General features: G+C 72.1%; 28 protein-coding genes. 16 read left to right on the top strand and 12 right to left on the bottom strand.

Features of this window, described 5'->3' with window-relative positions:
- The first annotated feature begins 208 nt into the window (after positions 1-208).
- The 6 genes from ABEA93_RS33510 (at position 209) to ABEA93_RS33485 (ending at position 1,767) form a co-directional block, all read left to right on the top strand.
- Complete coding sequence (locus ABEA93_RS33510; protein ID WP_345679669.1) at positions 209-367, top strand: twin-arginine translocase TatA/TatE family subunit; 159 nt, start codon at positions 209-211, stop codon at positions 365-367.
- A 1-nt stretch (position 368) separates the two neighbouring features.
- A complete protein-coding gene (locus ABEA93_RS33505; protein WP_345679668.1) occupies positions 369-491 on the top strand; it encodes a hypothetical protein in 123 nt (40 codons plus the stop codon).
- Between the two features lie 84 nt (positions 492-575).
- Positions 576-800 (top strand): twin-arginine translocation signal domain-containing protein, encoded by a 225-nt coding sequence (locus ABEA93_RS33500; RefSeq protein ID WP_345679667.1) that lies wholly within the window; start codon positions 576-578, stop codon positions 798-800.
- Between the two features lie 43 nt (positions 801-843).
- Positions 844-1,167: a plasmid stabilization protein gene (locus ABEA93_RS33495; RefSeq protein ID WP_345679666.1), complete on the top strand. Its 324-nt coding sequence runs from the start codon at positions 844-846 to the stop codon at positions 1,165-1,167.
- A complete protein-coding gene (locus ABEA93_RS33490) occupies positions 1,157-1,450 on the top strand; it encodes a hypothetical protein (protein ID WP_345679665.1) in 294 nt (97 codons plus the stop codon). Before ABEA93_RS33495 ends, ABEA93_RS33490 begins: the two co-directional genes overlap by 11 nt.
- Before the next feature lie 149 nt (positions 1,451-1,599).
- Positions 1,600-1,767, top strand: coding sequence for a hydrophobic protein (locus tag ABEA93_RS33485; RefSeq protein ID WP_345679664.1), 168 nt, complete (start codon positions 1,600-1,602; stop codon positions 1,765-1,767).
- Positions 1,768-2,111: 344 nt separating this feature from the next.
- Here ABEA93_RS33485 and ABEA93_RS33480 read toward each other — a convergent pair whose 3' ends face one another.
- From ABEA93_RS33480 to ABEA93_RS33450, 7 genes are all read right to left on the bottom strand, one after another.
- Positions 2,112-2,279, bottom strand: a complete 168-nt coding sequence (locus ABEA93_RS33480; protein ID WP_345679663.1) for a hypothetical protein — start codon at positions 2,277-2,279, stop codon at positions 2,112-2,114.
- Between the two features lie 243 nt (positions 2,280-2,522).
- Positions 2,523-3,152, bottom strand: a complete 630-nt coding sequence (locus tag ABEA93_RS33475) for a DUF6461 domain-containing protein (protein ID WP_345679662.1) — start codon at positions 3,150-3,152, stop codon at positions 2,523-2,525.
- A 331-nt stretch (positions 3,153-3,483) separates the two neighbouring features.
- Complete coding sequence (locus ABEA93_RS33470; protein WP_345679661.1) at positions 3,484-4,269, bottom strand: tyrosine-type recombinase/integrase; 786 nt, start codon at positions 4,267-4,269, stop codon at positions 3,484-3,486.
- 121 nt (positions 4,270-4,390) lie between these two features.
- Positions 4,391-4,585 (bottom strand): ferredoxin, encoded by a 195-nt coding sequence (locus tag ABEA93_RS33465; RefSeq protein WP_345679660.1) that lies wholly within the window; start codon positions 4,583-4,585, stop codon positions 4,391-4,393.
- A complete protein-coding gene (locus ABEA93_RS33460) occupies positions 4,582-5,811 on the bottom strand; it encodes an NADH-ubiquinone oxidoreductase-F iron-sulfur binding region domain-containing protein (protein ID WP_345679659.1) in 1,230 nt (409 codons plus the stop codon). The genes ABEA93_RS33465 and ABEA93_RS33460 overlap by 4 nt, the downstream gene beginning before the upstream one ends.
- Positions 5,811-7,145, bottom strand: a complete 1,335-nt coding sequence (locus tag ABEA93_RS33455) for an aromatic ring-hydroxylating oxygenase subunit alpha (protein ID WP_345679658.1) — start codon at positions 7,143-7,145, stop codon at positions 5,811-5,813. Before ABEA93_RS33455 ends, ABEA93_RS33460 begins: the two co-directional genes overlap by 1 nt.
- 58 nt (positions 7,146-7,203) lie before the next feature.
- Entirely contained in the window at positions 7,204-8,112 is a 909-nt protein-coding gene (locus ABEA93_RS33450) for a 3-phenylpropionate/cinnamic acid dioxygenase subunit beta (protein WP_345679657.1), read from the bottom strand.
- A gap of 38 nt (positions 8,113-8,150) precedes the next feature.
- Between ABEA93_RS33450 and ABEA93_RS33445 the strand changes: the two genes are divergently transcribed.
- Positions 8,151-8,984 carry a GntR family transcriptional regulator gene (locus ABEA93_RS33445; RefSeq protein WP_345679655.1) on the top strand — a complete coding sequence of 278 codons (834 nt, stop codon included), beginning with the start codon at positions 8,151-8,153 and terminating at the stop codon, positions 8,982-8,984.
- A gap of 25 nt (positions 8,985-9,009) precedes the next feature.
- Here the strand turns inward: ABEA93_RS33445 and ABEA93_RS33440 are convergent, their stop codons facing one another.
- Genes ABEA93_RS33440 through ABEA93_RS33425 form a run of 4 tightly spaced genes read right to left on the bottom strand, consistent with a single transcriptional unit; the run spans position 9,010 to position 13,374 of the window.
- On the bottom strand, positions 9,010-10,437 hold the full coding sequence (locus ABEA93_RS33440; protein ID WP_345679654.1) for a purine-cytosine permease family protein: 1,428 nt from the start codon (positions 10,435-10,437) through the stop codon (positions 9,010-9,012).
- Positions 10,434-11,504 carry an amidohydrolase family protein gene (locus tag ABEA93_RS33435; RefSeq protein ID WP_345679653.1) on the bottom strand — a complete coding sequence of 357 codons (1,071 nt, stop codon included), beginning with the start codon at positions 11,502-11,504 and terminating at the stop codon, positions 10,434-10,436. The genes ABEA93_RS33440 and ABEA93_RS33435 overlap by 4 nt, the downstream gene beginning before the upstream one ends.
- Positions 11,501-12,559, bottom strand: coding sequence for a fumarylacetoacetate hydrolase family protein (locus ABEA93_RS33430; RefSeq protein WP_345679652.1), 1,059 nt, complete (start codon positions 12,557-12,559; stop codon positions 11,501-11,503). Before ABEA93_RS33430 ends, ABEA93_RS33435 begins: the two co-directional genes overlap by 4 nt.
- On the bottom strand, positions 12,556-13,374 hold the full coding sequence (locus tag ABEA93_RS33425; protein WP_345679651.1) for an SDR family oxidoreductase: 819 nt from the start codon (positions 13,372-13,374) through the stop codon (positions 12,556-12,558). Before ABEA93_RS33425 ends, ABEA93_RS33430 begins: the two co-directional genes overlap by 4 nt.
- Before the next feature lie 220 nt (positions 13,375-13,594).
- Here ABEA93_RS33425 and ABEA93_RS33420 point away from each other — a divergent pair, with 220 nt between their 5' ends.
- The 9 genes from ABEA93_RS33420 (at position 13,595) to ABEA93_RS33380 (ending at position 23,141) form a co-directional block, all read left to right on the top strand.
- Positions 13,595-14,572, top strand: coding sequence for a VOC family protein (locus tag ABEA93_RS33420; protein WP_345679650.1), 978 nt, complete (start codon positions 13,595-13,597; stop codon positions 14,570-14,572).
- A gap of 93 nt (positions 14,573-14,665) precedes the next feature.
- On the top strand, positions 14,666-15,709 hold the full coding sequence (locus ABEA93_RS33415) for a 2,5-dihydroxypyridine 5,6-dioxygenase NicX family protein (RefSeq protein ID WP_345679649.1): 1,044 nt from the start codon (positions 14,666-14,668) through the stop codon (positions 15,707-15,709).
- On the top strand, positions 15,706-16,533 hold the full coding sequence (locus ABEA93_RS33410; RefSeq protein WP_345679648.1) for an alpha/beta fold hydrolase: 828 nt from the start codon (positions 15,706-15,708) through the stop codon (positions 16,531-16,533). The genes ABEA93_RS33415 and ABEA93_RS33410 overlap by 4 nt, the downstream gene beginning before the upstream one ends.
- Positions 16,530-17,177 (top strand): cysteine hydrolase family protein, encoded by a 648-nt coding sequence (locus ABEA93_RS33405; protein WP_345679647.1) that lies wholly within the window; start codon positions 16,530-16,532, stop codon positions 17,175-17,177. The genes ABEA93_RS33410 and ABEA93_RS33405 overlap by 4 nt, the downstream gene beginning before the upstream one ends.
- A gap of 103 nt (positions 17,178-17,280) precedes the next feature.
- Complete coding sequence (locus tag ABEA93_RS33400) at positions 17,281-18,144, top strand: FAD binding domain-containing protein (protein ID WP_345679646.1); 864 nt, start codon at positions 17,281-17,283, stop codon at positions 18,142-18,144.
- Entirely contained in the window at positions 18,141-18,692 is a 552-nt protein-coding gene (locus ABEA93_RS33395; protein ID WP_345679645.1) for a (2Fe-2S)-binding protein, read from the top strand. Before ABEA93_RS33400 ends, ABEA93_RS33395 begins: the two co-directional genes overlap by 4 nt.
- Entirely contained in the window at positions 18,689-21,016 is a 2,328-nt protein-coding gene (locus ABEA93_RS33390) for a xanthine dehydrogenase family protein molybdopterin-binding subunit (RefSeq protein ID WP_345679644.1), read from the top strand. The genes ABEA93_RS33395 and ABEA93_RS33390 overlap by 4 nt, the downstream gene beginning before the upstream one ends.
- Before the next feature lie 87 nt (positions 21,017-21,103).
- Positions 21,104-21,880 carry an SRPBCC family protein gene (locus ABEA93_RS33385; RefSeq protein WP_345679643.1) on the top strand — a complete coding sequence of 259 codons (777 nt, stop codon included), beginning with the start codon at positions 21,104-21,106 and terminating at the stop codon, positions 21,878-21,880.
- A 178-nt stretch (positions 21,881-22,058) separates the two neighbouring features.
- Complete coding sequence (locus tag ABEA93_RS33380; RefSeq protein WP_345679642.1) at positions 22,059-23,141, top strand: XdhC family protein; 1,083 nt, start codon at positions 22,059-22,061, stop codon at positions 23,139-23,141.
- Positions 23,142-23,847: 706 nt separating this feature from the next.
- On the opposite strand, the gene ABEA93_RS33375 is transcribed toward ABEA93_RS33380, so the two are convergent.
- Positions 23,848-24,066 (bottom strand): hypothetical protein, encoded by a 219-nt coding sequence (locus tag ABEA93_RS33375; protein WP_345679641.1) that lies wholly within the window; start codon positions 24,064-24,066, stop codon positions 23,848-23,850.
- Positions 24,067-24,285 lie beyond the last annotated feature (219 nt).

The following is a 24,285-nucleotide window of genomic DNA, read 5'->3' as shown; positions in this document are numbered from 1 at the left end:
GCCATCAGCGGGCGCGGGCACCCGCTGGTGAGCCGTCGAGTCCTGTCGTGGTCCGCGGCCAGCGTGGGTCGTGGCGTGCAGCGTCCCGGACGATGAGACTGCAAAACGACGTTGGGGCTTGGTGCTCGCGAGAGACGACCGTGACCACATTCTGTGTGTCCTTGCTGCGGAACTTCCGGTTACGGCCGGTGTGTTTCGCTGCCCGCCAATGGTCACACTCGTCGTCTTGGCCGTGGTCGTCATGGCACCGGACAAGCTGCCGCGCATGGGCGCCAAGGCCGCGAAGACCCTGCGCGAATTTCGCCGGTCCGCGACGAGGCCCGCGAAGAGCTACTCGACGCCCTTGGGCCGAGTTCGAGAACGTTGAGGTGGACGGCCTTCAACCCGCCACCGTCGTCCGCAAAGCCCTCCTGGGCGACGAAACGGACCCGCTCGGCCTCCACGAGCTCAAGACCCTGGCACGGGATCTGCCGGATGAGCCCGCGCACTGACCGCCCGCAGCACAGGGCACAGACGGGGAACTGCGGGCGCTGATCGCGCAGGTCGACGAGGCGCACCGGGCGACGCTGCCGCACATGTCGATGGCGGCGGCCGTGCTGGGCAAGCATGTCCGGGAACGGGAGGCCAGGCTGCCGTCAGGCGGGCTGGACCGGCGCCGGTTCCTGGCGGGCCTCGGCGCCGCCGGGCTCGCCGCGTTCACCCTCGCCGCGTGCAGCGACGACAGCAATTCCCCATCCGGCAAACGCGTCCCCGTCCGCGCCTGCCCATATGCGCAGGCGCGCCCACGACTCGGCCCTTAGGTTCGGGGGTAGGCGATGCGTCGAACCAGGAGAAGGAGAAGTCATGCCTGCCGGTTCGAACAAGAAGCGTGAACGCCAGTACGAACACATCAAGGACAGCGCATTGGCCCGCGGCGAGAGCCGGAAACGGGCGGAGGAGATCGCAGCCCGCACGGTGAACAAGGAACGGGCCCGGCACGGCGAGTCGAAGACCGCCAGCCGCTCTTCCGTCCACGACACCTCGTCCTCCCGGCGCGGCGGCCGGCGCTCGCACTCCGGCTCGCAGGGGCCGACGAGGGAGCAGCTGTACAACGAGGCCAGGCAGCGCAACATCCACGGCCGCTCGAAGATGACCAAGAAGGAACTCGCCGACGCCCTTGGCCACTGACCAGGGCTCCGGCCTACGCGCCCACGCGGCCTACGCCCGCCATGGGCACGGCCGGCCCACCGAGTCCACCACGCGATACGACGAGAAGGACGATGCCATGAGCACGGACAACAACGACACCCCCGGGGAGAACGACGCCTCGCAGGGGAACCGCACCGCAGCCCGGAAACGGTCCGCAGAGCAACGCAACATCACGGCGCCCACCCCGAAGGACGTCCGCGCCAAAGCCGACGGCGTCGACGACGACGCCGAGCCGCCTGCGGACGATACCCAGGCCGCCTGACCAGCGACCTTCTCCCGGCGGCCCCACGTCGGCCCATACGACGCGGACCTGCGCGGTAGGGCGCGGGTCCGCCGCAGACCGAGCGCCTGCTGCTGGAGGATCACCCCGGTTCCGGGCGGGGCACACTTGGACCGAGAAGGTGATCGGTCGTGGTTGTGCTGCTTTTGATCCTGCTCGGGATCCTGGTGCTGTTCGGCGTGGGATTCGCTGTTCACGTCCTGTGGTGGGTGGCTGTGGCCGCTTTGGTGCTGTGGCTGCTCGGGTTCCTCGTTCGTGGTGCTTCCGGCTCCGGCCGCGGCCGCCGGCATCGCCGGTGACGCGGCCGCGGGATCAAGATGCTTCATCTCCGGCAGCAAGACAGCCACCGCCGATTCGGCCACCACCACCACCAGATCCGGGGCTCCGAGCCGTTCGCGGCCCGAGCGGAGCCGCGCGCAGGTCTCCGTAGCTCCTGGCTTCGCCGCGTCCGCAGGCTTGGTTCGCGCGCCCGGACGCACGTCCATCACCATCGACCGGCGCCATGTCCGGCTGCTCACCCCATGCAAGACCGAGACCGACGATGACATCTGCATCAGCGTCAATGTGGCCTGAACACAGGCCCTGTCACCCTCGGCGCTCCGCCTCTCCGCCTGACACCGCGCTGCTTTGCGCTTGGGCGCCTCTATCCCCGCCCGATGAGTTGAAGGGGGTCCGAGACGACTCCGACCCGGATCTCCTCGAGGCGCCGGGCCTGGTCTTCGGCGCGGTCGACGAGTTCGTCCAGCCCCCGTGCGGACCAGCCAGTGAAACCGGGGCCGCTGAGCGTCCACGGCGTCGGCTGCCGACCCATAGCGGTGTCGGAGCGCCATCGGGATGCTTCGTATCCCGGGCCGTTGCCGGTCCCCGCGGGGGTTTCGGGGACGGATAGCGCGCCAGCGCACCGGTAGGCCCCAAATGCAGCGGCTGTTTGGTCGTCGGGAGCGGGGGAGGAACGCGACGTCGACGGCCACTGCGTCACGATGACAGCCCGCTGGGCGGGCGCCGGTAACGACCACGTCTCGTCATCACGGCACCGGCGTAACCCGGGGTGGCGTCAGCCCCGCCGTCGGGAGAAGCGCCGGACCACCGTCGTAGCAGACATGGCGAAGGCCTGCGGGTGGAGACGGACGCCGGTGACGGATTCGACGAGCGCCATCGTCATCGAGCCCCAGTGACCGATGGGCGCGCAGCGGCTGACGCCAGGGTCTTCGTACTCGTCGTCGTAGTCGTCCAGGTCGTGGTCGTCGGGGGCTGGGGTGAGGCTGATGCGGCGCATGTCCGCGGCGAGCCGGTCCGGATGGAGGCCGTGGCGTTCGTCGGGGGCCACCGCGTCGAAGTACGTCCACAGCACACCGTCGACGAAGTGCCGGAACCGGCAGTGGGCCAGGATGTTCCGGTTGAACATGACGACCTCGGTGTCGGCGGACAGCGGACGCACGGGCTCCTCCACGAACGCATCGGCGCCGCCCGGCTCGAACGCCAACGCCCAACCCCCGCCCAGGTCGCGGACACTCAGCAAATCCACGGCATCATCCTGGTTCGTGCGCTCCTCGTCGGTCATCCGCCGCGCCGAGGCAGGATCCGCCCCCAGACGCCGGATCACCTCGTCGGGTGCGAGCGCTTTGACGAACACCAGGCTCCCGTACGGCACCGGGTTGCCGCCGCCGTCAAGCCAGGAATACACCGGGCAACTCGTGGATGTCAGCCATGCCGAGAGAATATGCCGCACCGCTCCGACACTCCCCCCGCCCATTGCTCACGAACAGCGCCGGTCCACCCAGCCACCTTCCGCGGCCCAGTCGGCGAACACGCTGAGGAACGAGGACCCGAACCCGGGACCGACCAGCGCCAGCCAGGCCGACGCTGGCCGGCGGGGCGACCCCAGGTGAGACCCATCCATCCCCCAGTCGGCAACCGAGACTTGCCTACACAGAGCAACACCCACGGGGACCACACCGGGACCACACGGCATGCACAGAGACGGACGAACCGCTGGGGGTCAAGGGGTCGCAGGTTCAAATCCTGTCGTCCCGACCAGCGTTTACGCAGGTCGGAGGCCGTTCTCTCCGTACGGAGAGGGCGGCCTTTCCGGTGTCCGCGGGCGTGGTGGTCGCAGGGTGGTCGCATTCCGGCACCGGCCAGCGAGACCCGTTCACGAACTCACGGTCATACAAGGGGATATCTGCGGCTCCGGCTCCCCTGCCGGCGTCCTCTGGTGGTCGCAGGGTGGTCGCCTGCTTGAACGCACGCCGTGCGGCGTCGTGGGCGGGATCCAACAACTCGGTGACTTGCTGTAGCCAGTCGCGGGGCTCCGGCGGTATCGGCCCGCGCGCACTCGGCGGCAGGCCGCCGGTTGTCAGGTGTTCCTCCGCTTGGGCGAGGACGCGCTGGATGGTGACGACCGCGGCGCGCGCGGCCGGCCTCGTCAGGTGGGCGTAGATGTTCGCCGTCGTCGACAGGGTCAAGTGCCGCAGCGTCTTCGACACCACCACCAGCGGAACCCCCGCGGCGATGGTGAGGGTGGCGGCCAGGTGCCGCAGGTCGTGCATCGTGATCCGCGGCAAACCTGCCTCCGCGGACAGCCGCCGGAACCGGTCCAGCAACATCTGGGGCCGCAACGGACGCCCGTCCGGGCGGGTGAACACCAAGCCGGCGAACAGCCCCGTCCGCGAATCCGCCCCATCGCGGCGCTGCTGGACCGCGCGGCACCGCAGCGCCTCGCCGACACGCCCCGAAATGGCCACCCAGTTCCGGCTGTTCCGGGTCTTCGGCGAGGTTATGACCAGGCGATTGTTGTCCACACACGACAGGGTGTACCTGCGCCACCGTTGCCGCCCACGGAATCCGCGGGTCCGATACGGCACCCCCCGTACCGGACCCGCAGCCTTGCCCCCCGCTCCCCCGCTCCTTCGCCGTCCGCTGTCACTCCACGAGGAGGATCGCCTTCTCCGGACAGCGGGCCGCCGCGTCGCGGACGGCCGGTTCGTGTTCGGCGGGGATCGCGCCGCCGTCGGCGGTGCTCGCGAATCCCCAGTCGTCGAGGAGGAAGACGGCGGGGGCCAGTTCCGCGCACACGCCCATGCCCTGACAGCGGGTGGCGTCGACGTGGGCCTTCATGACGTGCTCCGTTCCGCCGCGCACACCGCGCAGCCGTGGTCGAGATGGGCGGCGACCGCCCCGGGGAAGCCGCCGAGCAGTGAGCGGACCAGCAGGGCCGCGCCGTCGAGCAGCGCGCAGGCGCCCCGGCCGGGCAGGGTTTCCGACCAGCGCGCGAGGTTGGCCGGGTCGTCGGGCGCGGCGTGTCCGGTCGCGACGCGGCCGAGGGCTTCGGCCATGGCGCGGGTGCCGTTGAGGCATACGCCGCACTGGCGGCTGGACTCGGCCGCGAGGTAGTGCGCGACTCGGACCGCGGTGTCGACGGGGCAGTCGCGCACCACGCCGAACGCCGCGCAGCCCAGGCCGGAACCGGCCGCCCGGAACGCGTCGTAGTCGAGCGGCAGTCCGAACCGGTCCGGTGCGAGGAGGCCGCCGAAGTAGCCTCCGGCGAGCACGGCGGGCGGCGGCACGGCCTGGTCGCGCGCCGCGAACAGCTCGGACAGCGGGGTGCCGAGGGCGACTTCGGACACGGCTCCGTCCACGGTCACCAGCGCGGTGCCCGGCGACCCCGCGGTGCCGACCGCGCGGAACGCCTCCGCCCCGTGCCGGGCGATCCACGCCGCGTGGGCGAGCGTCTCGACGTTCTGCACGAGTGTGGGCCGGCCGTCGATGCCGCGTTCGAACGGGCGCGGCGGCTTGACGGTCGGCATGGCGATGCCGTCGTTCACGGCACGCACCACCGCGGTCTCCTCGCCCGCGACATACCGGTCCGCGACCGCGACCACCTCAACGCCGCCCGCGCCGGGGTGCCGGGCCAGTGCCGTACGCACGGCGGCCTCGTCTTCGGGGCGGCCGACATAGAGGAGCGCCCGGACCGCCCCGAGCGCTTCCGCGGCAAGCAGCAGGCCATCGAGGACGAGTCCGGGGCGAGCGCGAAGGAGGTAGCGGTCCTTCCACGACGCCGGTTCGCCTTCCGCCCCGTTGGCCACCACGACGCACGGCGCGGACCGTACGGCACGCCACTTGACCGCGGCGGGGAACGCCGCGCCTCCGCGACCGCGGAGCGCGGCCGCGTCCAGCGCGTCGATCAGCGGGCTGCCGCGCAGCGCGATGGCGGGTTCTCGGGCGGGATCGGCGGTCAGCCGGGCCGGGGTGCCGGGGTGCGGCGCGGCGTCCGGGACGCGGCCTTGGTCGGCCGCGGCGCCCGGGGGTGCCGCCGGGACGGTCACCGGGGAGACCGCGTCCATCAGGCGTCTCCGTTCAGGTAGTGGGCCCAGCGGCGGTAGAAGTTGATCTGGACGCCTTCCTCGTACCGCGGGGCGAGGACGGTGCCGGGGCCGGGGAAATCGGTCACTTCCCGGACCGAGCCGATGCCCGCGCCCTGGTGGCCCATCTGGTAGTTGAGCTTCATGCCGACCGCGCGGCCGTACGCCGACCCGCTCATCCGGGTGATCGACTGCCACGGCTCGGTGTCGTCCTGTTCGAACAGTCCGGCGGGTCCGAACGTGCCGATCGACGCCTGGTAGGCCCGCTCGCGCAGGGCTTCCGGCGTGCCCTTCCAGGCCAGCACCCAGTTCCAGATCTCCATCCGGCCGGGCCCCGCCGGCTGCCACTGCCGCAGGCTGAGCAGCCCGGTCGGCGCGTGCGCGGGGTCTTCGGTGAGCGGTGCCATCAGGAACGACAGGTTGGGGAACACCGTGCCGACGCAGATCCGCGAACGCCTGGCGATGGCGAACTGCTCCGCGGTCAGGTCTCCTTGACGGAAGGCGGCGGTGATCTCCGGGTCGTAGCCCCAGAACTGCGGGCCGCCGTCGTCCTCGTCGTCGGCGATCGAGAAGGTGACGGAGTGTCCGGGGGCCGCGTGGACGTGGTAGCCCTGCATGTTGGCGACCGGGGGGATGGTGATCGCGCCGACGTCCCACATCGACTTGTGCAGGAAGACCGTGTGGTAGTCGTCGCCGGAGAAGTTGTCGGCGCCGATCTTCCAGTCGGCGTCGAGGACGAACCGGTTCGGTTCGCCGACGACCTCCATGCCGCCGTCGGCGAGTCCGAACATGAGGTCGAGGTACCAGCGCATGCCGCCCAGATAGTCGTCCAGGGGCGCGGCCTTCGGGTCGAGCGAGGCGAAGATCAGCCCGTGCACGGTCTCGACCTGGGCCGCGGGGATCAAGCCCCACTGCGACTTGTCGAGGCCTTTGTAGGCGGTGTTGATCGCGGGCGCGCCGACCAGGTCGCCCTTGGTGTTGTACGTCCATCCGTGGTACGGGCAACGGAAGTTGGTGGTGTTCCCGGCATCGGCCCGGCACAGTCGGGTGCCGCGGTGGCGGCAGGCGTCGAGCAGCACGCGCACGGCGCCGTCGTCGTCGCGGACCACGATGAACGGGTCCTCGCCGATGTTGCGCACCATGTAGTCGCCGTTCGCCGGGATCTCGCTCTCGTGGCCGACGAAGCACCAGGCTTTGGTGAACAGCCGGTCGAGTTCCAGGCGGTGGATCTGCGGATCGTTGAAGACGTAGCCGGGCAGGAGCCCTTGGTCCAGGTCGCCGGGGATCTCGGCGAGCCGGGCGGCGAGGTCGGTCATGTCAGCTCCGGGAGCGCGGGTGAGGGGTGGACGGCGGTGGCACGGCGGGTGCGCCGGGTCACAGGAATATGGCGAGGTTGTGGGTCGGCAGGCTGGTGTGGTCGAGGTAGACCGTGCGGCGGGCGATCAGCAGGTCGCCGCCGGGCGTCTCGCGCAGCACGTCGTGCCGTTCGCCGACGATGAGGTGGTGGCCGGGAGCGTCGCCGCGGCCGCGGTAGAGCATCAGGTTGGAGCGCACCAGGTGTTCGCCGGGGGCGTCGCCGGGCCGCAGCCGCACGTTGCCGACGATCCGGCGGGTACGCGACGGCGGGTCCTCGGCCCACGCGAACTCGCCGGAGAGGCGCTTGACCCGGGCCGCGATGCTGGAGTACGTGTCGCGCTGGTGGAAGGCGGCCGGGCTGAAGCCGGCGCCGTGCCGGCGCTCGCGGGTGACGCGCAGCGGCACTTCGTAGACGAGGTCCTCGGCGAGCAGGGCGTACCAGTCGCGGACGCGGTTGTCGTCGAGCAGTTCGGCTTCGTGGTACAGGAATTGCGTGACGCGCGGGGTCGGATCCACGTCGATACTCCGAAAGGGGGCGGACGCATCTGCGTCGGAAGGCGAAGCGGGCAAGGACGGTGCGGGCCCGGCGTATTGGATGAGTTCGACTTCGTAGCCGTCGGGGTCGGCGGCGAAGGCGAGGCGGGTGCCCGAGGGCGTGGTGATCGGGCCGCGTACCGGCGCGGAGCCGAGGCGGGCCAGCGCCGCGTCCAGGTCGTCGGTGGCGACCGCGACGTGCCGGTATCCGGTGCCGGGCGCCAGCACGAGTTCCAATTCCGGGCCGCCCCGGCCCTCGGGGTCGAGAGTCAGGAACAGATGGGTGGCGTCTCCGATGCGGGCCTCCTCGGCGAGGCGGAAGCCCAATGCGGTATAGAAGGCCAGGCACGTTGCCCGATCGGTGACACGGTAGGAAGCGTGGGCGAAGCGCACGCCGCCTCACCTCCAGTCAGGTCGGATATGATCCAAAGGTGTATACAAAGCCCGGACGCACGGGAGACGCGTCCACGCAGGCCCACGAGCAACTGCGCGAACTGATCCTGAGCGGCAGACTGCTGCCCGGTCAGCGGCTCACCCAGCGGGAGCTGATGGAGGAACTGGGCGTCGGCCGCACCCCCTTGCGCGAGGCCCTGCGGATGCTGGAGGCGGAGGGCTTCGTCACCGCGAAGGCCAACCACGGGGTGACCGTGGCGGGCATCGACCTCAACGAGGCCGAGGAGCTGTACGCCGCCCTGCTCCTGCTCCAGCCCCCGCTGCTCGTGCGCGGCGCCGAGTCGGTCACCGACGAGGCGCTGGAGAAGATGGGCTCGCTGTCCCACGGGATGCGCGAGCGTCCGCGCGAGCCCCGCGACTTCCACCAGGACCACGTGGACTTCCACATGCTCCCGAAGGAAGGGTTCGGTCCGGTCCTGCGCCGCACGATCCTCGATCTGTACGAGCGCCTGTACCGGCTCCAGCGCTTCTACTACAACCGGCGGCAGTTGCCCGGTTACATCCTCGACCTGGACGCCGCGTTCCTCGAGGCCCTGCGGGCCCGCGACGGCCGACGCGCCCGCCGCCTCCAGGAACTCCACATGCTCAGCTCGGCGATCGGCCTCATCCTGGACGCCGACCCCTGGCACAAATTCGGCCCGCTGGTCGACGCCGCGGCCGGCCTGGGCATCACCGTCGAGACGGCCGAGGACGGCACGCTGACCGCGCCGGTGCGCCTGGTCTGGGCCGAGCCGCTGCCCGGCTACACCCCGGTCCCGACGATGTTCGCCGTGGACGCCACCAGCTATCCGGATCCGCCCGCGGCAACCTGAGGGGCCTCCGGCCGGGACGCGCGGCTCAGCCATTCCGGGTCACCGCCTCGGCCCGGTCCGGGGCACCGCGGCGCCCGGCCGCCCCATGGTGCGGCCACAGCGCCAACGCGAGGTATCCCGCCATCGCAAGGCCGAGCGACACCACCGGGGCGAGCGCAGACGCTTCCGGCCACCGCTCCGGGGACTGGATCAGGACGATGCCGGCGGCCGCGGACAGCACCCAGACCGTGCAGGCTGCCCCGACCCGGACCCCGGGCGCGCCCTTGCGGGTCCGCAGCGCCAGATCCGCGAGCACGATGCCCACCCAGCCGACGAAGAACGTGCCCTGCCAGCTGAGCGCCTTCTGCAGGTAGGAGAAGACGTCGGTCAGCATGAGCACGAACGTCAGCACGCCGACCGCGACCACGGCTGCCGGACGCGGGATCCGCACCCCGACGAACTGCTTCACCAGGCGTTGGATGTTGGTCGACGACTGGTAGAAGTTCAGCGTGTTGATCCGCACCTGCGTGACCACGATCAGCAAAACGCCCCACACGCCCAGCGGGCCCACGATCGCGCTGACCACGCCGTTCTCCGCGGCCACCGCCGACCCCGGAAGCACCATCTGGACCAGGAACATCCCGATCGCGCCGTTGACGGCGAACACCACGGCGCCGAAAACCCACCCGAACGTCACCGTCTGGAGGAACCTGGTGTCGCGTGCCCGGCCGAACCGGGCGAAGTCCACCGTCGTGGGCATGACGAGCCAGATGCCCAGGTACAGCACGAACACCGTCAGCCAGCCCGGCAGCACGCGGGCCGCCTCCGGTACCACTCCCGGGAAGTCCCAGAACGCGCCCGGGTCGCCGCGCCGCCCGGCGGCGGCCAGCGCCGCCGTGATGCCGACGACGTACAACGGCAGCAGCGCGGCGTTGAGCTTGTCGAGCCAGGTCAGGACGCCGCCCATCATCAGCGGCAGCAGCCCGACCACCACGGCCAGGTACCACCAGCGGATGTCGTGGCCCCATTGCTGGTGGAACGCCTCGGCCATCACGCTGCCTTCGAACACCGCGAAGTAGACGGTGGTCGCGGCGAGCAGCAACGCGATGAGCGCCGCGCCGGCCCGTCCGAAGACCCGCTGCGATGCGAGGGCGCTGCTCATGCCGGTGGTGGTCGCGATCCGCACCATGGGCATGTTCGCGAGCGCGAACACCACCACGGACAGTCCGAGCCCGAGGAGGGCGTCGCGGGTTCCGGCGAGCGTCGAGGCCAGCGCGCCGTAGAAGAGCCAGGCCATGCCGGTGGCCAGCGACCAGCTCGCCATGGTGAGTCTGGTCCGGCCGATCCGGGCGTCGTCCGGGACCGTGGTGTGCGCGAAGTCGTCCGCGACGTCCGCCGCGCGGCCTGCGTCGTCCCCGGCGCCCTGGCCGTCGGTCCCGGCGGGGCGTTGCGGGGTGCGGCCTGGTCCGCTCATCGGCGTCTCACTTCCGGTGTGTGGGGGCTCGGGAGCGGGTCCGGTCCCCCGAGGCCGTACAGCCGGCGGGCGTTGCCGGCGCGGACGAGCGCGCGGACCTCGGGCTCGGCGATCGCGGCGTCCAGGGCGTCCGTGTTCTCGCGGGTCTCCCAGAACGGGTAGTCGCTGCCGTAGACGACGCGGTCCGCGCCCATGACGTCCACGAGCAGCCGGATGGCCGCCGGGTTCAGGCACACCGCGTCGACGTACAGCCGGGTCAGCCGGGTGCTCGGCGCCTCCGACAGGGCCCCCATCGCGCCGCGGTCGCGGTACTTGAGCGCTTCGCGGTCGATGCGGCCGAGCAGGTACGGGATCAGGGATCCGGCATGCGGCACCACCAGCGCGAGGTCCGGGTGCCGCTCGAGCACGCCGCCCAGCACCAGGCGCAGCACACACGCCGTGACGTCGACCGGGAAGGCGAGTGTGGACATGAACGCGTAGTCCGCAAAGTACTCGGCCAGCGCCGGTGCGGGGGCGGTCGGGTGCAGGGTGAGCGGAGTGCCGGTGGCCGCGGCGGCGGCGTACAGCGGATCGAGGTCGAGCGCGGGGAGCTGCCGTCCGGCGACGGTCGCCGGCAGGAGCGGGCCGCGGAGCCCGAGGCCGAGCGCGCGGAGCAGTTCGTCGGCGGCGGCCTCTCCGTCGAGCAGCGGCAGGACGGCCATCGGCGTGATCTCGCCCGGGTACCGCCGGGCGAGATCGGCGAGTTCGTCGTTGACGGCGCGGGCCAGCGCGGCCGATTCGGCGGCCGGAAGCTGGTCGACGACACCGACGATCGCGGACAGCAGCGCCGTGCGGACCCCGGCCGCGCGCAGGTCGGCGAGGTTGCCGTCCAGGTCCGTCATGGCCGCCGTGAGGCGGTAGCCGTACCCTTCGGAACAGCGCACGAAGTCGCCTTCCAGAAAAGGCGGTTCATTGCGCCCGCGGAGGAAGTCGAGGACGGTCGCGGGCATCGTGTGGCGGTGCGCGTCCACCAGGTCCACCAGGTCCGCCGCGCCCCCGGCACCCGGGACGCCCGGGACGGGGATCATCGGGTCCGCTCCGGCGGCGCGAGTTCGAAGCCGTCGCCGGACGCGGCGCGGTCCTCGACAATCGTGACGCGCTGCGTGCCCAGCGGGCCGACGGACGTCTCGACCACGTCGCCGCAGTGGAGCCACTGGCCGGTCTTCATCGCGACGCCGTCGGGGGTTCCGGTGGCGATGACGTCGCCGGGCGCCAGCGCGGTGATGCCGGACGCGAAGGCGATCTGCTCCTCGACGGAGAAGACCATGTCGCCTGCCGGGGCACTCTGCCGCAGGTCGCCGTTGACCCGGAGTTCCAGGTGCAGTGCGCGGTAGTCGGGGATGAAGCGAGCCGGTACGAGCAGCGGCCCCATCGGCGCGGAGCCGTCGAAGCACTTCCCGGCGAACCAGTCGGTGCTGAAGAACGGCCAGTCCTTGCGCTGCTGGAGGTCCCGGCTGGTCAGGTCGTTGAAGGCGAGGTAGCCGGCGATGTGCCCGCCGGCCTTCTCCGGGTGCACGCGCCGTCCGCCGCGCGCCAGGACAACGGCCAGTTCGGCTTCGTAGTCCAGGCGTGCGGTCACGGCGGGGTAGGCCACGTCGTCGTAGGGGCCGGAGACCGAGTCGGGGCCCTTCGGGAACAGGTAGGGCATCATGGTCGACCGGTCGATGCCGCGGAACGTGTCGATGTCCTCGCGGCCTTTGAAGTCGCTCACGTGCTTGGCGTAGTTGGACGCCGCGCAGAGCACCTGCCGCGGGGCGGGTATCGGCGACGCGAGCGAGGTGTCGCCCGGTGCGAGGGGGCCTCGGTACCACAGCGCGTCCTCGACGCCCGCGGTGCGGACCCGGTCGACGTACGCGGTCAGGAGGTCGAGCGCCGTATCCCACCGGTCGAGGTAGGCCTGCGCGCCCAACGCCCGCAGGCGGGCCGGGTCGGCGGCGGCGTCGGTTGCGGCCGGGTCGACCGCCACCAGCACACCGTCGACGGCGAGCAGCGGTTCGAAGCCGCCGTCCTCGCGGCGCCGGGTGGCCAGGGCGAACGGCACGTCGAACGGCACGTCGGACGGAACGGGAGCGACGGGGTTCACGCGCCACCACCCGCGGCCAAGTGGTCGCCGCCGGCCACCCGGGCGACGCCGCGCACGGCGAGCCCGGAGTCGGCCTCGACGACGAAGCCGGTCATGAGCGACGCGTCCGGCGAGGCGAGCATCGCGTAGATCCCGGCGTAGTCGGCGGTCTCCGGGACGCGCTTGAGGGGGAGCGCGTCTTCGGTGCCGGGCATCAGCGACGGCTTGGCGCCTTGGCCGATCGACTCGATGCCGCGCAGCGTGGTCGGCGCGACGCCGGGCGCCACGCCGTTCACCCGCACGTGCGGGGCGAGTTCGTAGGCGAGTTCGCGGACGAGACCGACGACCGCGTGCTTGGACATCGTGTACAGCACACCGCCGCCGGCCGGCCGGAACCCGGCCCAGGACGCGGTCAGGATCACCGAGCCGCGGGACGCGAGCAGCGGTTCGAGCGCGGCGCGGACACCGAGCAGGCAGCCCTTGGCGTTGACCGCCATGATCTCGTCGAACCCGGCCTCCAGTTCGGGGCCGGTCAGGTCGGCGACGTGCACTGCGTGGTCGAAGATCCCGGCGTTTCCCACGTACACGTCGAGCGCGCCGAACGCCTCGACGGCGGTCTCCACCACACGGAGGTTGTCCGCCCACGAGCGGACGTCGGCGCAGACGCCGAGCGCCCGGTCGCCGAGTTCCCTGCCGACCGCGTCGGCACGCTCGGCCAGGTTGTCGACCACGACCACGCCGCGCGCGCCTTCGGCGAGGTACCGCTCGGCGACGGCCTTGCCTATGCCGCCACCGCCGCCGGTGACCACCGCGACTTTCCCATCCAACAGCCCCATGCGTACGACCCCAAGTACTCGTGGGCCGGTCCCCCGACCGGCCGTGGCGTGATGTCCCGGACCTCTGGTGCAGCAACCGGATCCGGACTAGCATCAACTATTGGATCCAAGTTCACCGGCTGTCAACCGTCGTCCGGAAACCGATCCCGCCGGTCGTCCGCCACCGCGGGCCCATCTGCCGTCCGGCCGCCCGATTCCCGCACTCCCCCGAGGAGAACGCATGCCTTCCCGGTCCGCCGCCCCGTCCGACGCCCCGCCCGGACCCGCTGATTCCCGCCATCCCGTGCCCACCGTCAACGGGGTCCTCGGCTACGGCATGACCGTGCCGTCGCTCGACACCGCCGACGGTTTCCTGGGGACGTTCGGGCTCCGCCGGGGCGGCCACGGCGACACCCTCGGGTTCCGCTGCGACGGCGCGGCGTTCGACCAGGTGTCACTGGTCGAGGCCCCGCACAAGCGCATCGCCTGCCTGGCGTTCGGCGTCGACCCGGGCCGGCTGGGCGACTTCGCGCGGCATCTGGAGCGGTCCGGCGTGCGCCTGCTCGACCCGCCGGCCGCGTTCGCGGGACCCGGGCTGTGGTTCCGCGACCCGGAAGGCGTCTGGGTCAACCTGCGCGAAGGCGCCCCGGACCCGGGCCGGCCCATGCCGGACACCAGCCTCAACACCGGCGCCCGCCATGCCCGCGTCGACCGCGCGGCCTGGGCCGAAACGCCGGACGCGGCCCGCCCGCACCGGCTCGGCCACGTGCTGCTGTACGTGCGCGACCTCGGCGCCGCCGAGCGCTTCTACGGCGGCGTGCTGGGATTCCGGCTCAGCGACCGCACCGGCGACATCCTGTCGTTCTGGCACGCCCGCCCCGGCGACCACCACACGCTGGGGTTCGTGCGCGGCGGCCACGTCGGCCTGCACCACTCCAGCTGGGAGGTCTCCGGGCTCGACGCGCTCATGATCGGCACCCGCGACATGGCCGCCGCCGGGCACCCCGGCTGGGGCTTGGGCCGCCACGGCCTCGGCTCGAATCTGTTCACGTACGTCCCGGACCCGTGGGGAAGTTGGATCGAGTACTTCACCGACATCGACCAGATCACCGATGCGTGGCAGCCGCGCGACATCGACTGTCCGACTGCCATGTGGGGGCCGCCGATGCCCGAGGCATTCATCGTCAACAGCGAGTCGGACGAGCCGCTCGCCCTCTGACCCGCGGCCCCCGAAACCCGCGCGCCGATGCCGCCGCTCCGCCCTCGCGCGGCTGCGCCGCACCGGCACGCCCGAAACACGGAGGAACCACTCGTGACCGCCTTCCTCGACTTCGTCGGGCTGTGCGAGAAGGAACTGCGCCTGTGCGGCGTACGGACCGGCGAACGCGTCGCCGTGCTGTCGCAGGGCACCGAACGCCTGGACTACGCCGATGCGTTCCTGGCCGCCGCACGGCGGCTCGGCGGCGACGCCTACCATGTCCGGCTGCCGTCCACGCTGAACGGCGCCGGCCTGGACTCGCTCGTGGTCGGCAACACGCCGCTCAGCGGCAACGCCGCCGCCGTGGACGCGCTCAAGCAGGCCGACCTGCTGATCGATCTGATCTTCCTGCTCTTCTCCCCCGAGCAGCTCGCGATCCAGGCGAGCGGTACGCGTGTGCTGAGCGTGGTCGAACCCGTGGCGCAGCTCGCCAAACTGCTGCCCACGGACGGGCAGCGCGAACGCATCGAGGCGGCGGGCGAACTGCTCTCCGCGGCGCGGACGTTGCGGGTGACGAGCCCGCACGGAACGGATGTGACGTACCGGCTGAACACCTATCCGACCATCCTGGAGTACGGCTTCACCGACACTCCGGGCCGCTGGGACCACTGGCCGTCCGGGTTCCTCTTCACCGGTGGCGACGACGATGGGGTGGACGGCCGGGTCGTGCTCGGCCCCGGCGACATCGTGTTCCCGTTCACCTCCTACGTGCGGGAGCCGATTCACATCGCCATCGAGCACGGCCGGGTCGTCGACATCCGCGGCGGCTTCGACGCGGCTCTGCTGCGCGACTACATGGCGTCCTTCGACGATCCCGACGCCTACGGCATTTCGCACATCGGCTGGGGCATGCACGAGAACGCCCGGGCCAGTTCGATCGCCGTCGACTTCCAGGGCATCGGCATGGAGGCACGCGCCACGTACGGCAATGTGCTGTTCTCCACCGGCCCCAACGGCGAACTCGGCGGCACCAACCACTCGCCGTGCCACGTCGACATGCCGCTGCACGGCTGCACCCTCACCCTCGACGACGAACCGGTCGTGGTGGCCGGCGACATCGCCGTCCCGGCGCTCCAGGCCCCGTCGAGGCGCCGGTGAAACGCGCCGATCTCGCCCACCCCGACGGACGGGTGTCCGTGCTCGCCGCCGGCCCGGAGGTCGGACCCGCGGTCCTGGCCCTGCCCGGCATCACGTGCCCGGCGGCGGCGTGGGCCCCGATGGCGGCCCGCCTCGCCGCGGAAGGCCTGCGGGTGATCGTGGTGGACCAGCGCGGCCGGGGCCGCACGACCGTCGGACGCGGCGGCTACGGCGTGTCGCGCATGGCCGGCGACACCGCGTGGGTGATGCGCACCCTCGGGCTGGGCTACCGGACGGTCGTCCTCGGGCACTCCCTGGGTGCGCTGGTCGCCGCCCGGTGCGCGGAAGCCCGCCGCACCGTCCTGGTCGATCCGCCGCTGTGCCCGGACGGGAGGCCCTATCCGGCGGCGGCGGACGACTACGTCCGCATGGTCGGCGCTCCCCCGACGGCCGCCGAAGCCCGGCGCATCCACCCGGACTGGGCCCCGGGGTTCGCCGCGGCCTGGGCCGAGGCGCTGCCTTCCGTACGGGCGGACGCGGTGCGCGAAGCCCACCGCGACTTCCACGACGGGGAGTTCCTGCGCGCGTGGCCTGCGCTGGCCGGGGCGCGCACCACGCTCCTGTACGGCGCGGCCAGCGACGTGGTCGGCGAGGCGGACGCCGCGGCGCTGCGGGCCGCGAATCCCGCCGCATCCGTGGTCCGTGTGCCGGGCGCGGGGCACATGGTGCCCTTCCAGCAGCCCGATGCGGTCGTGCGCGCGGTCGGCGCGGCCGTCGAGGCGGCGGCCGACGACACCATCGGATCGCGGACCCCCTGGACCGAAGGAATCGAGGCGGCACGGTGAGCGACACGATCGAGGCCACGGTCGAAACGGCCTGGCGGACCCGCGGGTTCGGCGGAACGGTGCCACGCGGCGGCCGGCCCGGCGTGGTCGTCGTGGATCTGCAGCGGGGCTTCACCGAACCGGGCGGCGCGTTCTCCTGCCCGGCGGACGACGCGGTCGCCGCAACCCGCGAGCTGGTGGACGCGGCGCGGCGCGCGGGCGCCCCGGTCTGGTGGACCGTCATCGCCTACGAGCCCGCCGAGCCGCTGCCGCTGTGGGCCGCGAAGATCCCGGCCCTGGACACGCTGCGCGCCGGGACCCCGCCGTGCGACCTCGATCCGCGCCTGGGTGCACAGCCCGTCGATCCGGTGCTGCCGAAGCGCGGTGCCTCCGCGTTGTTCGGCACCGACCTGGCGGGCCGGATCCGCGCGGCCGGGGTCGGCACCGTCGTGCTGTGCGGAGCCTCGACCAGCGGATGCGTCCGCGCGACGGCGGTCGACCTCGTACAGAGCGAAATCCCCGCCGTGGTCGTGCGCGAGGCCTGCGCGGACCGCGATCCGGCGCAGGCCGAGGCGGCCTTCACCGACCTCGCGGCGAAGTACTGCGACGTCGTGGACCTGCGCACGGCTGTGTCCCTGATCGGCCGACGCCCGGCGGCCGGCTGAATCCGGTCGGGGGTGGCGTGCGTCCGGCCACCTCCCTATAGTTCCATCAACTATTGGATCCATAAGTTCGTCAACTTTCGATCCTTCGCCTCCTGGAGCCCCGATGAAGCCCGCGAGCTTCGACTACCTCGCCCCCGCCACGGTCGGCGAAACCGTCGCGCTCCTCGCCGAACACGGCGACGACGCTTCGGTCCTGGCCGGCGGCCAGAGCCTTGTCCCCCTCATGAACCTGCGCCTGGCACGCCCGGAAATCGTCGTCGACATCAACCGGGTCGCCAGCCTCGACCGCCTCGCCGTCGAGCCGGAGACGCTGCGCCTCGGCGCGACCGTCCGCCTGCGCACCCTCGAACGCGACCCGTCGGTCGCCGCGGCGCTGCCCGTGCTGCGCGCCACCACCCGACTCGTCGCCCATCCGCAGATCCGCAACCGCACCACGATCGGCGGCAGCATCAGCCACGCCGACCCGTCCTCCGAACTCCCCGCCCTGCTGGTCGCCGCCGGAGGAACCGTCGAACTCACCGGCGCGGGCGGCACCCGGCGGGTCGCCGCCGCGGACTTCTTCCATTCGGTGTTCCTCACCGACCGGCAGCCCGACGAACTCCTCACCGCCGTGGAGTTCCCGATCCGCGACGGATTCCACTACCACGTGGACGAAGTCGCCCGCAGAGACGGTGACTTCCCGGTTGCGGCGCTGATCGTCGGGATCCGCCGGAACGCCGACGGCACCGTGACCGGGGCCCGCGCGGCCGCGGCGGGCGTCGCCGACCGGCCCGTCCGGCTGCCCGCGCTGGAACGCTGCCTCGTCGCCGGGGGCGGCCCAGAGGACGCCGCCGACGCCGCCGTGGAAGGCCTGGAGCCGCCGTCCGACCTGCACGCGAGCGCCGCCTACCGGACCTCGGTCGTCCGACTGCTCACTGCCCGCATCGTCCGCACCCTGCTGCCCGGCACCCGAGGAGCCGCCGCGTGAACGCGACCCGACACGCCATCACCGTGCACGTCAACGGCGCGGCCCGCACCACCGACGTCGAGGCCCGTACCAGCCTCGCCGACCTGCTGCGCCACGAACTACGGCTCACCGGCACGCACGTGGCCTGCGAGCAGGGGGTCTGCGGGTCCTGCACCGTCCTGCTGGACGGAGTCCCCGTGCGGTCCTGCCTGATGTTCGCCGTCCAGAGCGACGGCCGCACCGTGGAGACCGTCGAATCACTGAGCGGGGGCGAGTCCACGGCCGACGCGCTGGACCGCTTCCAACGCGCCATGAGCGACTGCCACGGACTCCAATGCGGCTTCTGCACACCGGGCATCCTCATGAGCGTCACGGCGGCCCGCCGCGAAGGCCTGGGCGTCGACGAGACCACGCACGACGTGCTGGGCGGCCACGTCTGCCGCTGCACGGGATACCAGGGCATCCGCGATGCCATCCGCACCACCTGGGACGCCGACGCACGCGACGCCGACGGCCCCGCAGCCGGCCCCGCAGCCGACACCGCGGCCCGGGACGGAGGCCGCGCATGACCGCCGCACCGCTCACCGGACAGCGCCTCAACCGGGTCACCGACCCGATGATCCTGGCCGGACAGGCCCGCTACGTCGACGACATCGCCCTCACCGGCATGCTGCACGCGGCGATCCTGCGCTCCCCCGTGGCGCACGCGCGCATCATGTCCTTCGACGCCGCGGACGCACTCGCCCTCGACGGTGTCGTGGCGGTCCTGGGCCCGGACGACATCGCCCGGATGACCGAACCGCAGCCCTGCACCTGGCTGGTCCCCGGACAGCGCATCACCAACGTGCCGCTCGCCGACACGGTCGTGCGGCACATCGGCCAGCCGGTCGGAATCGTGGTCGCGGAGAGCCGCGCGCTGGCCGAGGACGGCGCCGACCTGGTCCTCGTCGACTACGACGGACTCCCCGCCGTCGCCGCCCCGGAAGCCGCCCTGGCCGCCGACGCCCCGCTGCTCTACCCGGACCTCGGCGGCAACACCGTCGCCGAAGCCGTCTTCGGCACCCCGCCCGAGGACCTCGAACGCGCCTTCGCGACGGCCGCGCACATCGTCGAACGCCGCCTCGAAGTCCCCCGCGTCGCGCCCAGCCCGATGGAAACCCGCGGCGTCGTGGCCGACTTCGCACCCGGCACCGGCGAACTCACCGTGTGGACGTCGAACCAGGGCCCGCACATGACCCAGCAGCATCTGGCGCACATCCTGCGGCTGCGCATCGACCGGATCCGCGTCGTCCAACCGCATCTCGGCGGCTCGTTCGGCGCCAAGGACCATCTCTACCAGGACGAGGCGCTCGCCTGCCTGGCCGCCGTCCACCTGCGCCGCCCGGTAAAGTGGATCGAAGACCGCACCGAGCACTTCACCGCCACCAAGCACGGGCGCGGCGGGGTCTACCACGCCCGTCTGGCCCTCGACGAAGACGCCGCGTTCACCGCACTGGACGTCCGGATCACCGCCGATCTGGGCGCGTTCCCGTCCACCGTGGGCACCGGGCCCTTCCAGGTGACCGCGATGACCAGTCCGGGGCCGTACCGCTACACCGCGGCGGGCGCCACACTGACCGGCGTCGTCACCAACACCACGCCCACGGCTGCCTACCGCGGCTACGGACAGAACGAATCCGCCTGGATCCGGGAACGCCTCATCGACGAGGCGGCCCGCGAACTCGGCATCGAGGCCGTGGAGTTGCGGCGCCGGAACCTGATACCGGCGAGCGACATGCCGTACGCCACGCCGATGCACATGCTCTACGACACCGGCGACTACCCGGAGCTGCTGCACCGCGCCGAGCGCCTCGCCGCGGGCGCGCGCCGCGAGCGCACCGGGCGGGTGCGGCGGGGCATCGGGATCGCCGCGAACACCGAGTTCACAGGACTGGGCCCGAGCGGCATCCTGCAGATGCTCCTGGCCGACTACAACGGCTGGGAGCAGGCCCGGGTCCGCATCGAACCCGACGGCGGCGCCACGGTCTTCACCGGAATCGCCGACGTCGGCCAAGGCATCACCACCGCCCTCACCCAGCTCGCCGCGGACGCGTTGGGCATGCCCGCGGACGCCATCGTCGTCAAGAGCGGCGACACCGCGACCAGCCCCATGTCGCTGCTGACCGCGGCCGCGTCACGCGGTCTGACCGTGGGCGGGACACCGGTGATCCGCGCCTGCCGCAAGATGCGGGAGCGGCTCGTCCGCATCGCGGCGGCCCGGTTCGACGCGGCCCCGGGGGACGTGGCCTTCGACGGGGTGTCGTTCCGGGTCGGCGACGCGTCCGTGGCGCTCGCCGAACTCGCCCGGGACACCTGGCTGGGCTGGAACCTGCCCAAGGGCGAGCTTCCCGTACTCGAGGAAACGGACGTCTACGACCCGGCGAACGTCACGTTCGCCGGATCCGTGCACGTCGCGCAGGTCGCCGTCGACCTCGACACGGCCACCGCCCGCGTCGAGGCGTACTGGGTCGTCCACGACTCCGGAGTCGTGGTCAACCCGAAGATCGCGGACGGACAGATCATCGGAGGCATCGCACAGGGCCTCGGCGGGGCCCTCCTGGAGCGCATCACCTACGCGCCCGACGGCACGCCGCTGACCACGACCTTCCTCGACTACCTGCTGCCGGTGTCCGAGGACATGCCGGACATCGTGATCGAGCACATGCACACGCCCAGCTCGGTCACCCCGGAAGGCATGAAGGGCCTCGGCGAAGGCGGCACGATCCCGTCCACGGCGGCCATCGGCAATGCCGTCGCCGACGCCGTCCCCGAAATCGCCGGGCACCTCTTGGCGGCGCCGCTCGCGCCAACAGTGCTGCACGGGCTGCTCGCCGAAGCGCACCTCGCCCGCTGATCAGGAGCCACCGGCGCCGGGCGGCGGCGCCCCGGCCCGCCGCCCGGCGCCGGCCCGGCCGAATCCCGAACAACCGGAGAACCACCCATGTCCACCGTGCTGTTGACCAACACGTTCACGGTCCCGCTCGACCCCGAGGAAGCCTGGAAGACCCTCCTCGACGTGCCGCGCATCGCCCCGTGCATGCCGGGCGCCGCGCTGACCGGCGCGGACGGGAACACCTATCAGGGCCGCGTCAAGCTCAAGATCGGCCCGCTGTCCGTGCAGTACCAGGGCGAAGCGGAGATCGTCCGGCAGGACGACGCCGAGCACCGGCTCGTCATCTCGGCCCGCGGCAAGGAAGCGAAGGGCAACGGGACGGCCCGCGCCGACGTCGCCATGACGCTGCACCCCGGCACCGCCCCCGGCGAGACCCGTGTCGACGTCGCCACCGAACTCGACATCACCGGCCGCGCCGCGCAGTTCGGCCGCAGCGTCATCAACGATGTGGCGGGACGGCTGGTGGGGATGTTCGCGGCGAACCTGGCGGCGAAGCTGGCAGAACCCGAAACCGGGACGGCTGCGGAGACGGCAGCGTCCGCGTCCGCGTCCGCCGGGCACGCGGCGGAACCGTCGGCCGGATCGGTGCCGGCTCCACAGTCGGGCCCGATGGGGTATGACACGCCGCCTCCCGCGCCGGCGGCCGCCCCGGCCCGCACCTTTGCGCCGCCGCCGGGCTCCGCCGACGACGACGCACTCGACGCCGTGGCGCTGCTGCTCGGCAGCGCCCGGACGCGGGCGGCGATCGCGGTCGGCCTGGTCGTCGTCGGTGTCCTCATCGGCCGGATGACCGCCCGAGAGCCGCGCTACTGCGCCCCCCGCTGACCAACGCGGGTCCGGCGGAAACGAACACCCCGCCGGACCCGCAGACCGACCGGTCGACGGCGTGCCCCCGCCGGAGCGTTCGCCGCTCCTCCCGGCCGAGGCCCTCGCCCCGCACCGTCCGCAGCGCCCCAGCGGCATCCCGACCCCGCCCCTCCGATCGGCCGTCTCCGGAGCACACATGCGCGACCTCCTTGCCCCCGTCCTCGGTTGGTACCGCAACGGCGAAGCCTTCGCCCTCGCCACCGTCGTCTCGACGTTCCGGAGCGCACCCCGTCAGCCCGGGGCGGCGATGGCCGTCGCGGGCGACGGAACGGTGGTCGGCAGCGTGTCGGGGGGCTGCGTCGAGGGCGCGGTCTACGAAGTCGCCCGCGAGGTGCTCGCCCACGGGCGCAGCGTCGTGGAGCACTACGGTATCGGGGCGGAAGACGCGTATGCCGCAGGGCTCACCTGCGGAGGGGCGCTCGACGTGCTCGTCGAGCGGGTCGACGCTGCATCGTTCCCGGATTTCGGGGCGGTGGCCGACGCCGTCGCTGCGGGCAGCCCGGTCGCCGTCGTCACCCGCATCTCGGGACCCGGCGACCTCGGCAGGCGGCGCGTCGTCTTCCCGGACCGGTCCGTCGGCTCGCTCGGCTACCCGGACCTCGACGCCGCCTTGGACACCGAGGCCCGACGGCTCCTCGCCACCGGCGGATCCGCGATCCGCGAGCGCGGCGGGCACCGCTTCTTCGTCCATGCGTTCGCGCCGCCGCCCCGCATGATCGTGTTCGGCGCGATCGACTTCGCCCGCGCGGTGTGCCGCATCGGCGCGTTCCTCGGCTACCGGATCACCGTCTGCGACGCCCGTCCGGTCTTCGCCACCCGCGAGCGCTTCCCCGAGGCGGACGAGGTCGTCGTCCGCTGGCCGCACGACTACCTCGCCGCGACCGAGACCGACGAACGCACGGTTCTCTGCGTCCTGACCCACGACCCGAAGTTCGACATCCCGCTGCTGCGGACGGCCCTGCGCATGCCCGTCGCCTATGTCGGCGCCATGGGGTCACGGGCCACCCACGAAGACCGGCTGGCGCGGCTGCGCGCAGAAGGCCTCGGCGCCCCGGAACTGGCCCGACTGCGCTCACCGATCGGCCTCGACCTGCGCGGCCGCACGCCCGAGGAGACCGCCGTGTCCGTGGCCGCCGAGATCATCGCCCTCCGCCACGGCGGCAGCGGCCTGCCCCTGGCACGGACCCGAGGGGCCATCCACGACTCTCCGGACACGTAACGCGCACCTCCCGGTTCGACCTGACCTCCCGCCCCGTTTGTGGCGGCCGAGTCGTCCGGGCGCGACGCCCGGCGACACTTCCGTAGTCGCCCGCTCCCGTCTGCCACCGGTCACGAGTGAACACCAGCCCGTGAACGGCCCGTCCGTGCATCGGCGAAGCGTTGCGGCGCCGCTCGACGGCCCGGCGCCGCAACGCTTCGCCGACGCAGCTGACATGGCCACCCGGTTAAGGCTGTTGCGGGTCTGCGGCGACGTGATGACCAGGCGATTGCTGTCGACACACCGACGCATCACCGGCGGGGTTGCCGGGTTCGGCGCCAGCCGGTGATGCCGGACGGCGCCCCCAGCGCGCTGGAGCGCGTCGCCATGCACCGGTAGACCGTCGTGGGGCCCGGCCGGCCGCGACCAGCGGATATCACGTGCCAGGGGGTTGTCCGCGTCGCCCGTCAGACCGGCCGAGAGCCCGGTGCCCGACACCGAGTCGGGCCGGCCGGTGGGCGTCTACGGCTGGTGGTTGACGGTCGCCGATCTTGGCTTGGTCGGCGTCGGTGCGCCCTGGCCGAGGCCAAGCACGGGTGCCAATAGGTCTTACCCCGGAATCGGGATTCATGGGGCTGACATGTGTCCGAGACCTTCATCGCCGGTCCGGCCGGGAGGGCGCCGAACTCCCTTTGGGCTGAGGTCTCCGAGCCGGAGCCGAGCACGTTCATGGTGATGGCGACGTCTTGGAGGTGCGCTTGGCGAGCAGGCCCGCAACCATCATGACGAACAGGGTGATCGCCACCCCGCACAACGTCCACAGCACCCGGTAGCCCTCGTCGGCGTAGTCGGAGGGCTGCGGAAGTTCCACCAGGATGAGCACTCCCGCAGCGATGGCCCCGCAGTAAAGCGCGTAGTTGTAGAAGCGAATTGCCACTCCGTGCATCAGACCCATCGTCCTGACACCAACCAGCGACGCCAATACATCGAGCTCCGTACTCGACACAGCCCGCCCCTTCTCCGCCACTTGCCGGGCCTGGGTGTGTCAAGTAGATGGTGTAAACGGGTAGTTGATGTTGGTTGTTAGTGGGTGGTGCGGATGAGGCGGCCTTCGAAGGTGATTTCGAAGGCGTTGAGGGCGGGCTTCCAGCGTTTGGCCCAGCGG

The sequence above is a fragment of the Yinghuangia aomiensis genome, from assembly GCF_039542225.1.
GTDB classification, from domain to species: domain Bacteria; phylum Actinomycetota; class Actinomycetes; order Streptomycetales; family Streptomycetaceae; genus Yinghuangia; species Yinghuangia aomiensis.
The sequence above is the reverse complement of the archived record's forward strand: the minus strand, read 5'-3'. Positions and strand labels throughout refer to the sequence as shown.

What these genes read in the sequence shown, in the direction of transcription:
- ABEA93_RS33480 (WP_345679663.1), bottom strand. Translation starts at nt 2,279, where the DNA reads ATGGGTCGGCAGCCGACGCCGTGGACGCTCAGCGGCCCCGGTTTCACT.
- ABEA93_RS33510 (WP_345679669.1), top strand. Translation starts at nt 209, where the DNA reads ATGGTCACACTCGTCGTCTTGGCCGTGGTCGTCATGGCACCGGACAAG.
- ABEA93_RS33440 (WP_345679654.1), bottom strand. Translation starts at nt 10,437, where the DNA reads ATGAGCGGACCAGGCCGCACCCCGCAACGCCCCGCCGGGACCGACGGC.
- ABEA93_RS33465 (WP_345679660.1), bottom strand. Translation starts at nt 4,585, where the DNA reads ATGAAGGCCCACGTCGACGCCACCCGCTGTCAGGGCATGGGCGTGTGC.
- ABEA93_RS33500 (WP_345679667.1), top strand. Translation starts at nt 576, where the DNA reads ATGTCGATGGCGGCGGCCGTGCTGGGCAAGCATGTCCGGGAACGGGAG.
- ABEA93_RS33400 (WP_345679646.1), top strand. Translation starts at nt 17,281, where the DNA reads ATGAAGCCCGCGAGCTTCGACTACCTCGCCCCCGCCACGGTCGGCGAA.
- ABEA93_RS33390 (WP_345679644.1), top strand. Translation starts at nt 18,689, where the DNA reads ATGACCGCCGCACCGCTCACCGGACAGCGCCTCAACCGGGTCACCGAC.
- ABEA93_RS33375 (WP_345679641.1), bottom strand. Translation starts at nt 24,066, where the DNA reads ATGCACGGAGTGGCAATTCGCTTCTACAACTACGCGCTTTACTGCGGG.
- ABEA93_RS33460 (WP_345679659.1), bottom strand. Translation starts at nt 5,811, where the DNA reads ATGGACGCGGTCTCCCCGGTGACCGTCCCGGCGGCACCCCCGGGCGCC.
- ABEA93_RS33380 (WP_345679642.1), top strand. Translation starts at nt 22,059, where the DNA reads ATGCGCGACCTCCTTGCCCCCGTCCTCGGTTGGTACCGCAACGGCGAA.
- ABEA93_RS33455 (WP_345679658.1), bottom strand. Translation starts at nt 7,145, where the DNA reads ATGACCGACCTCGCCGCCCGGCTCGCCGAGATCCCCGGCGACCTGGAC.
- ABEA93_RS33425 (WP_345679651.1), bottom strand. Translation starts at nt 13,374, where the DNA reads ATGGGGCTGTTGGATGGGAAAGTCGCGGTGGTCACCGGCGGCGGTGGC.
- ABEA93_RS33495 (WP_345679666.1), top strand. Translation starts at nt 844, where the DNA reads ATGCCTGCCGGTTCGAACAAGAAGCGTGAACGCCAGTACGAACACATC.
- ABEA93_RS33385 (WP_345679643.1), top strand. Translation starts at nt 21,104, where the DNA reads ATGTCCACCGTGCTGTTGACCAACACGTTCACGGTCCCGCTCGACCCC.
- ABEA93_RS33420 (WP_345679650.1), top strand. Translation starts at nt 13,595, where the DNA reads ATGCCTTCCCGGTCCGCCGCCCCGTCCGACGCCCCGCCCGGACCCGCT.
- ABEA93_RS33435 (WP_345679653.1), bottom strand. Translation starts at nt 11,504, where the DNA reads ATGATCCCCGTCCCGGGCGTCCCGGGTGCCGGGGGCGCGGCGGACCTG.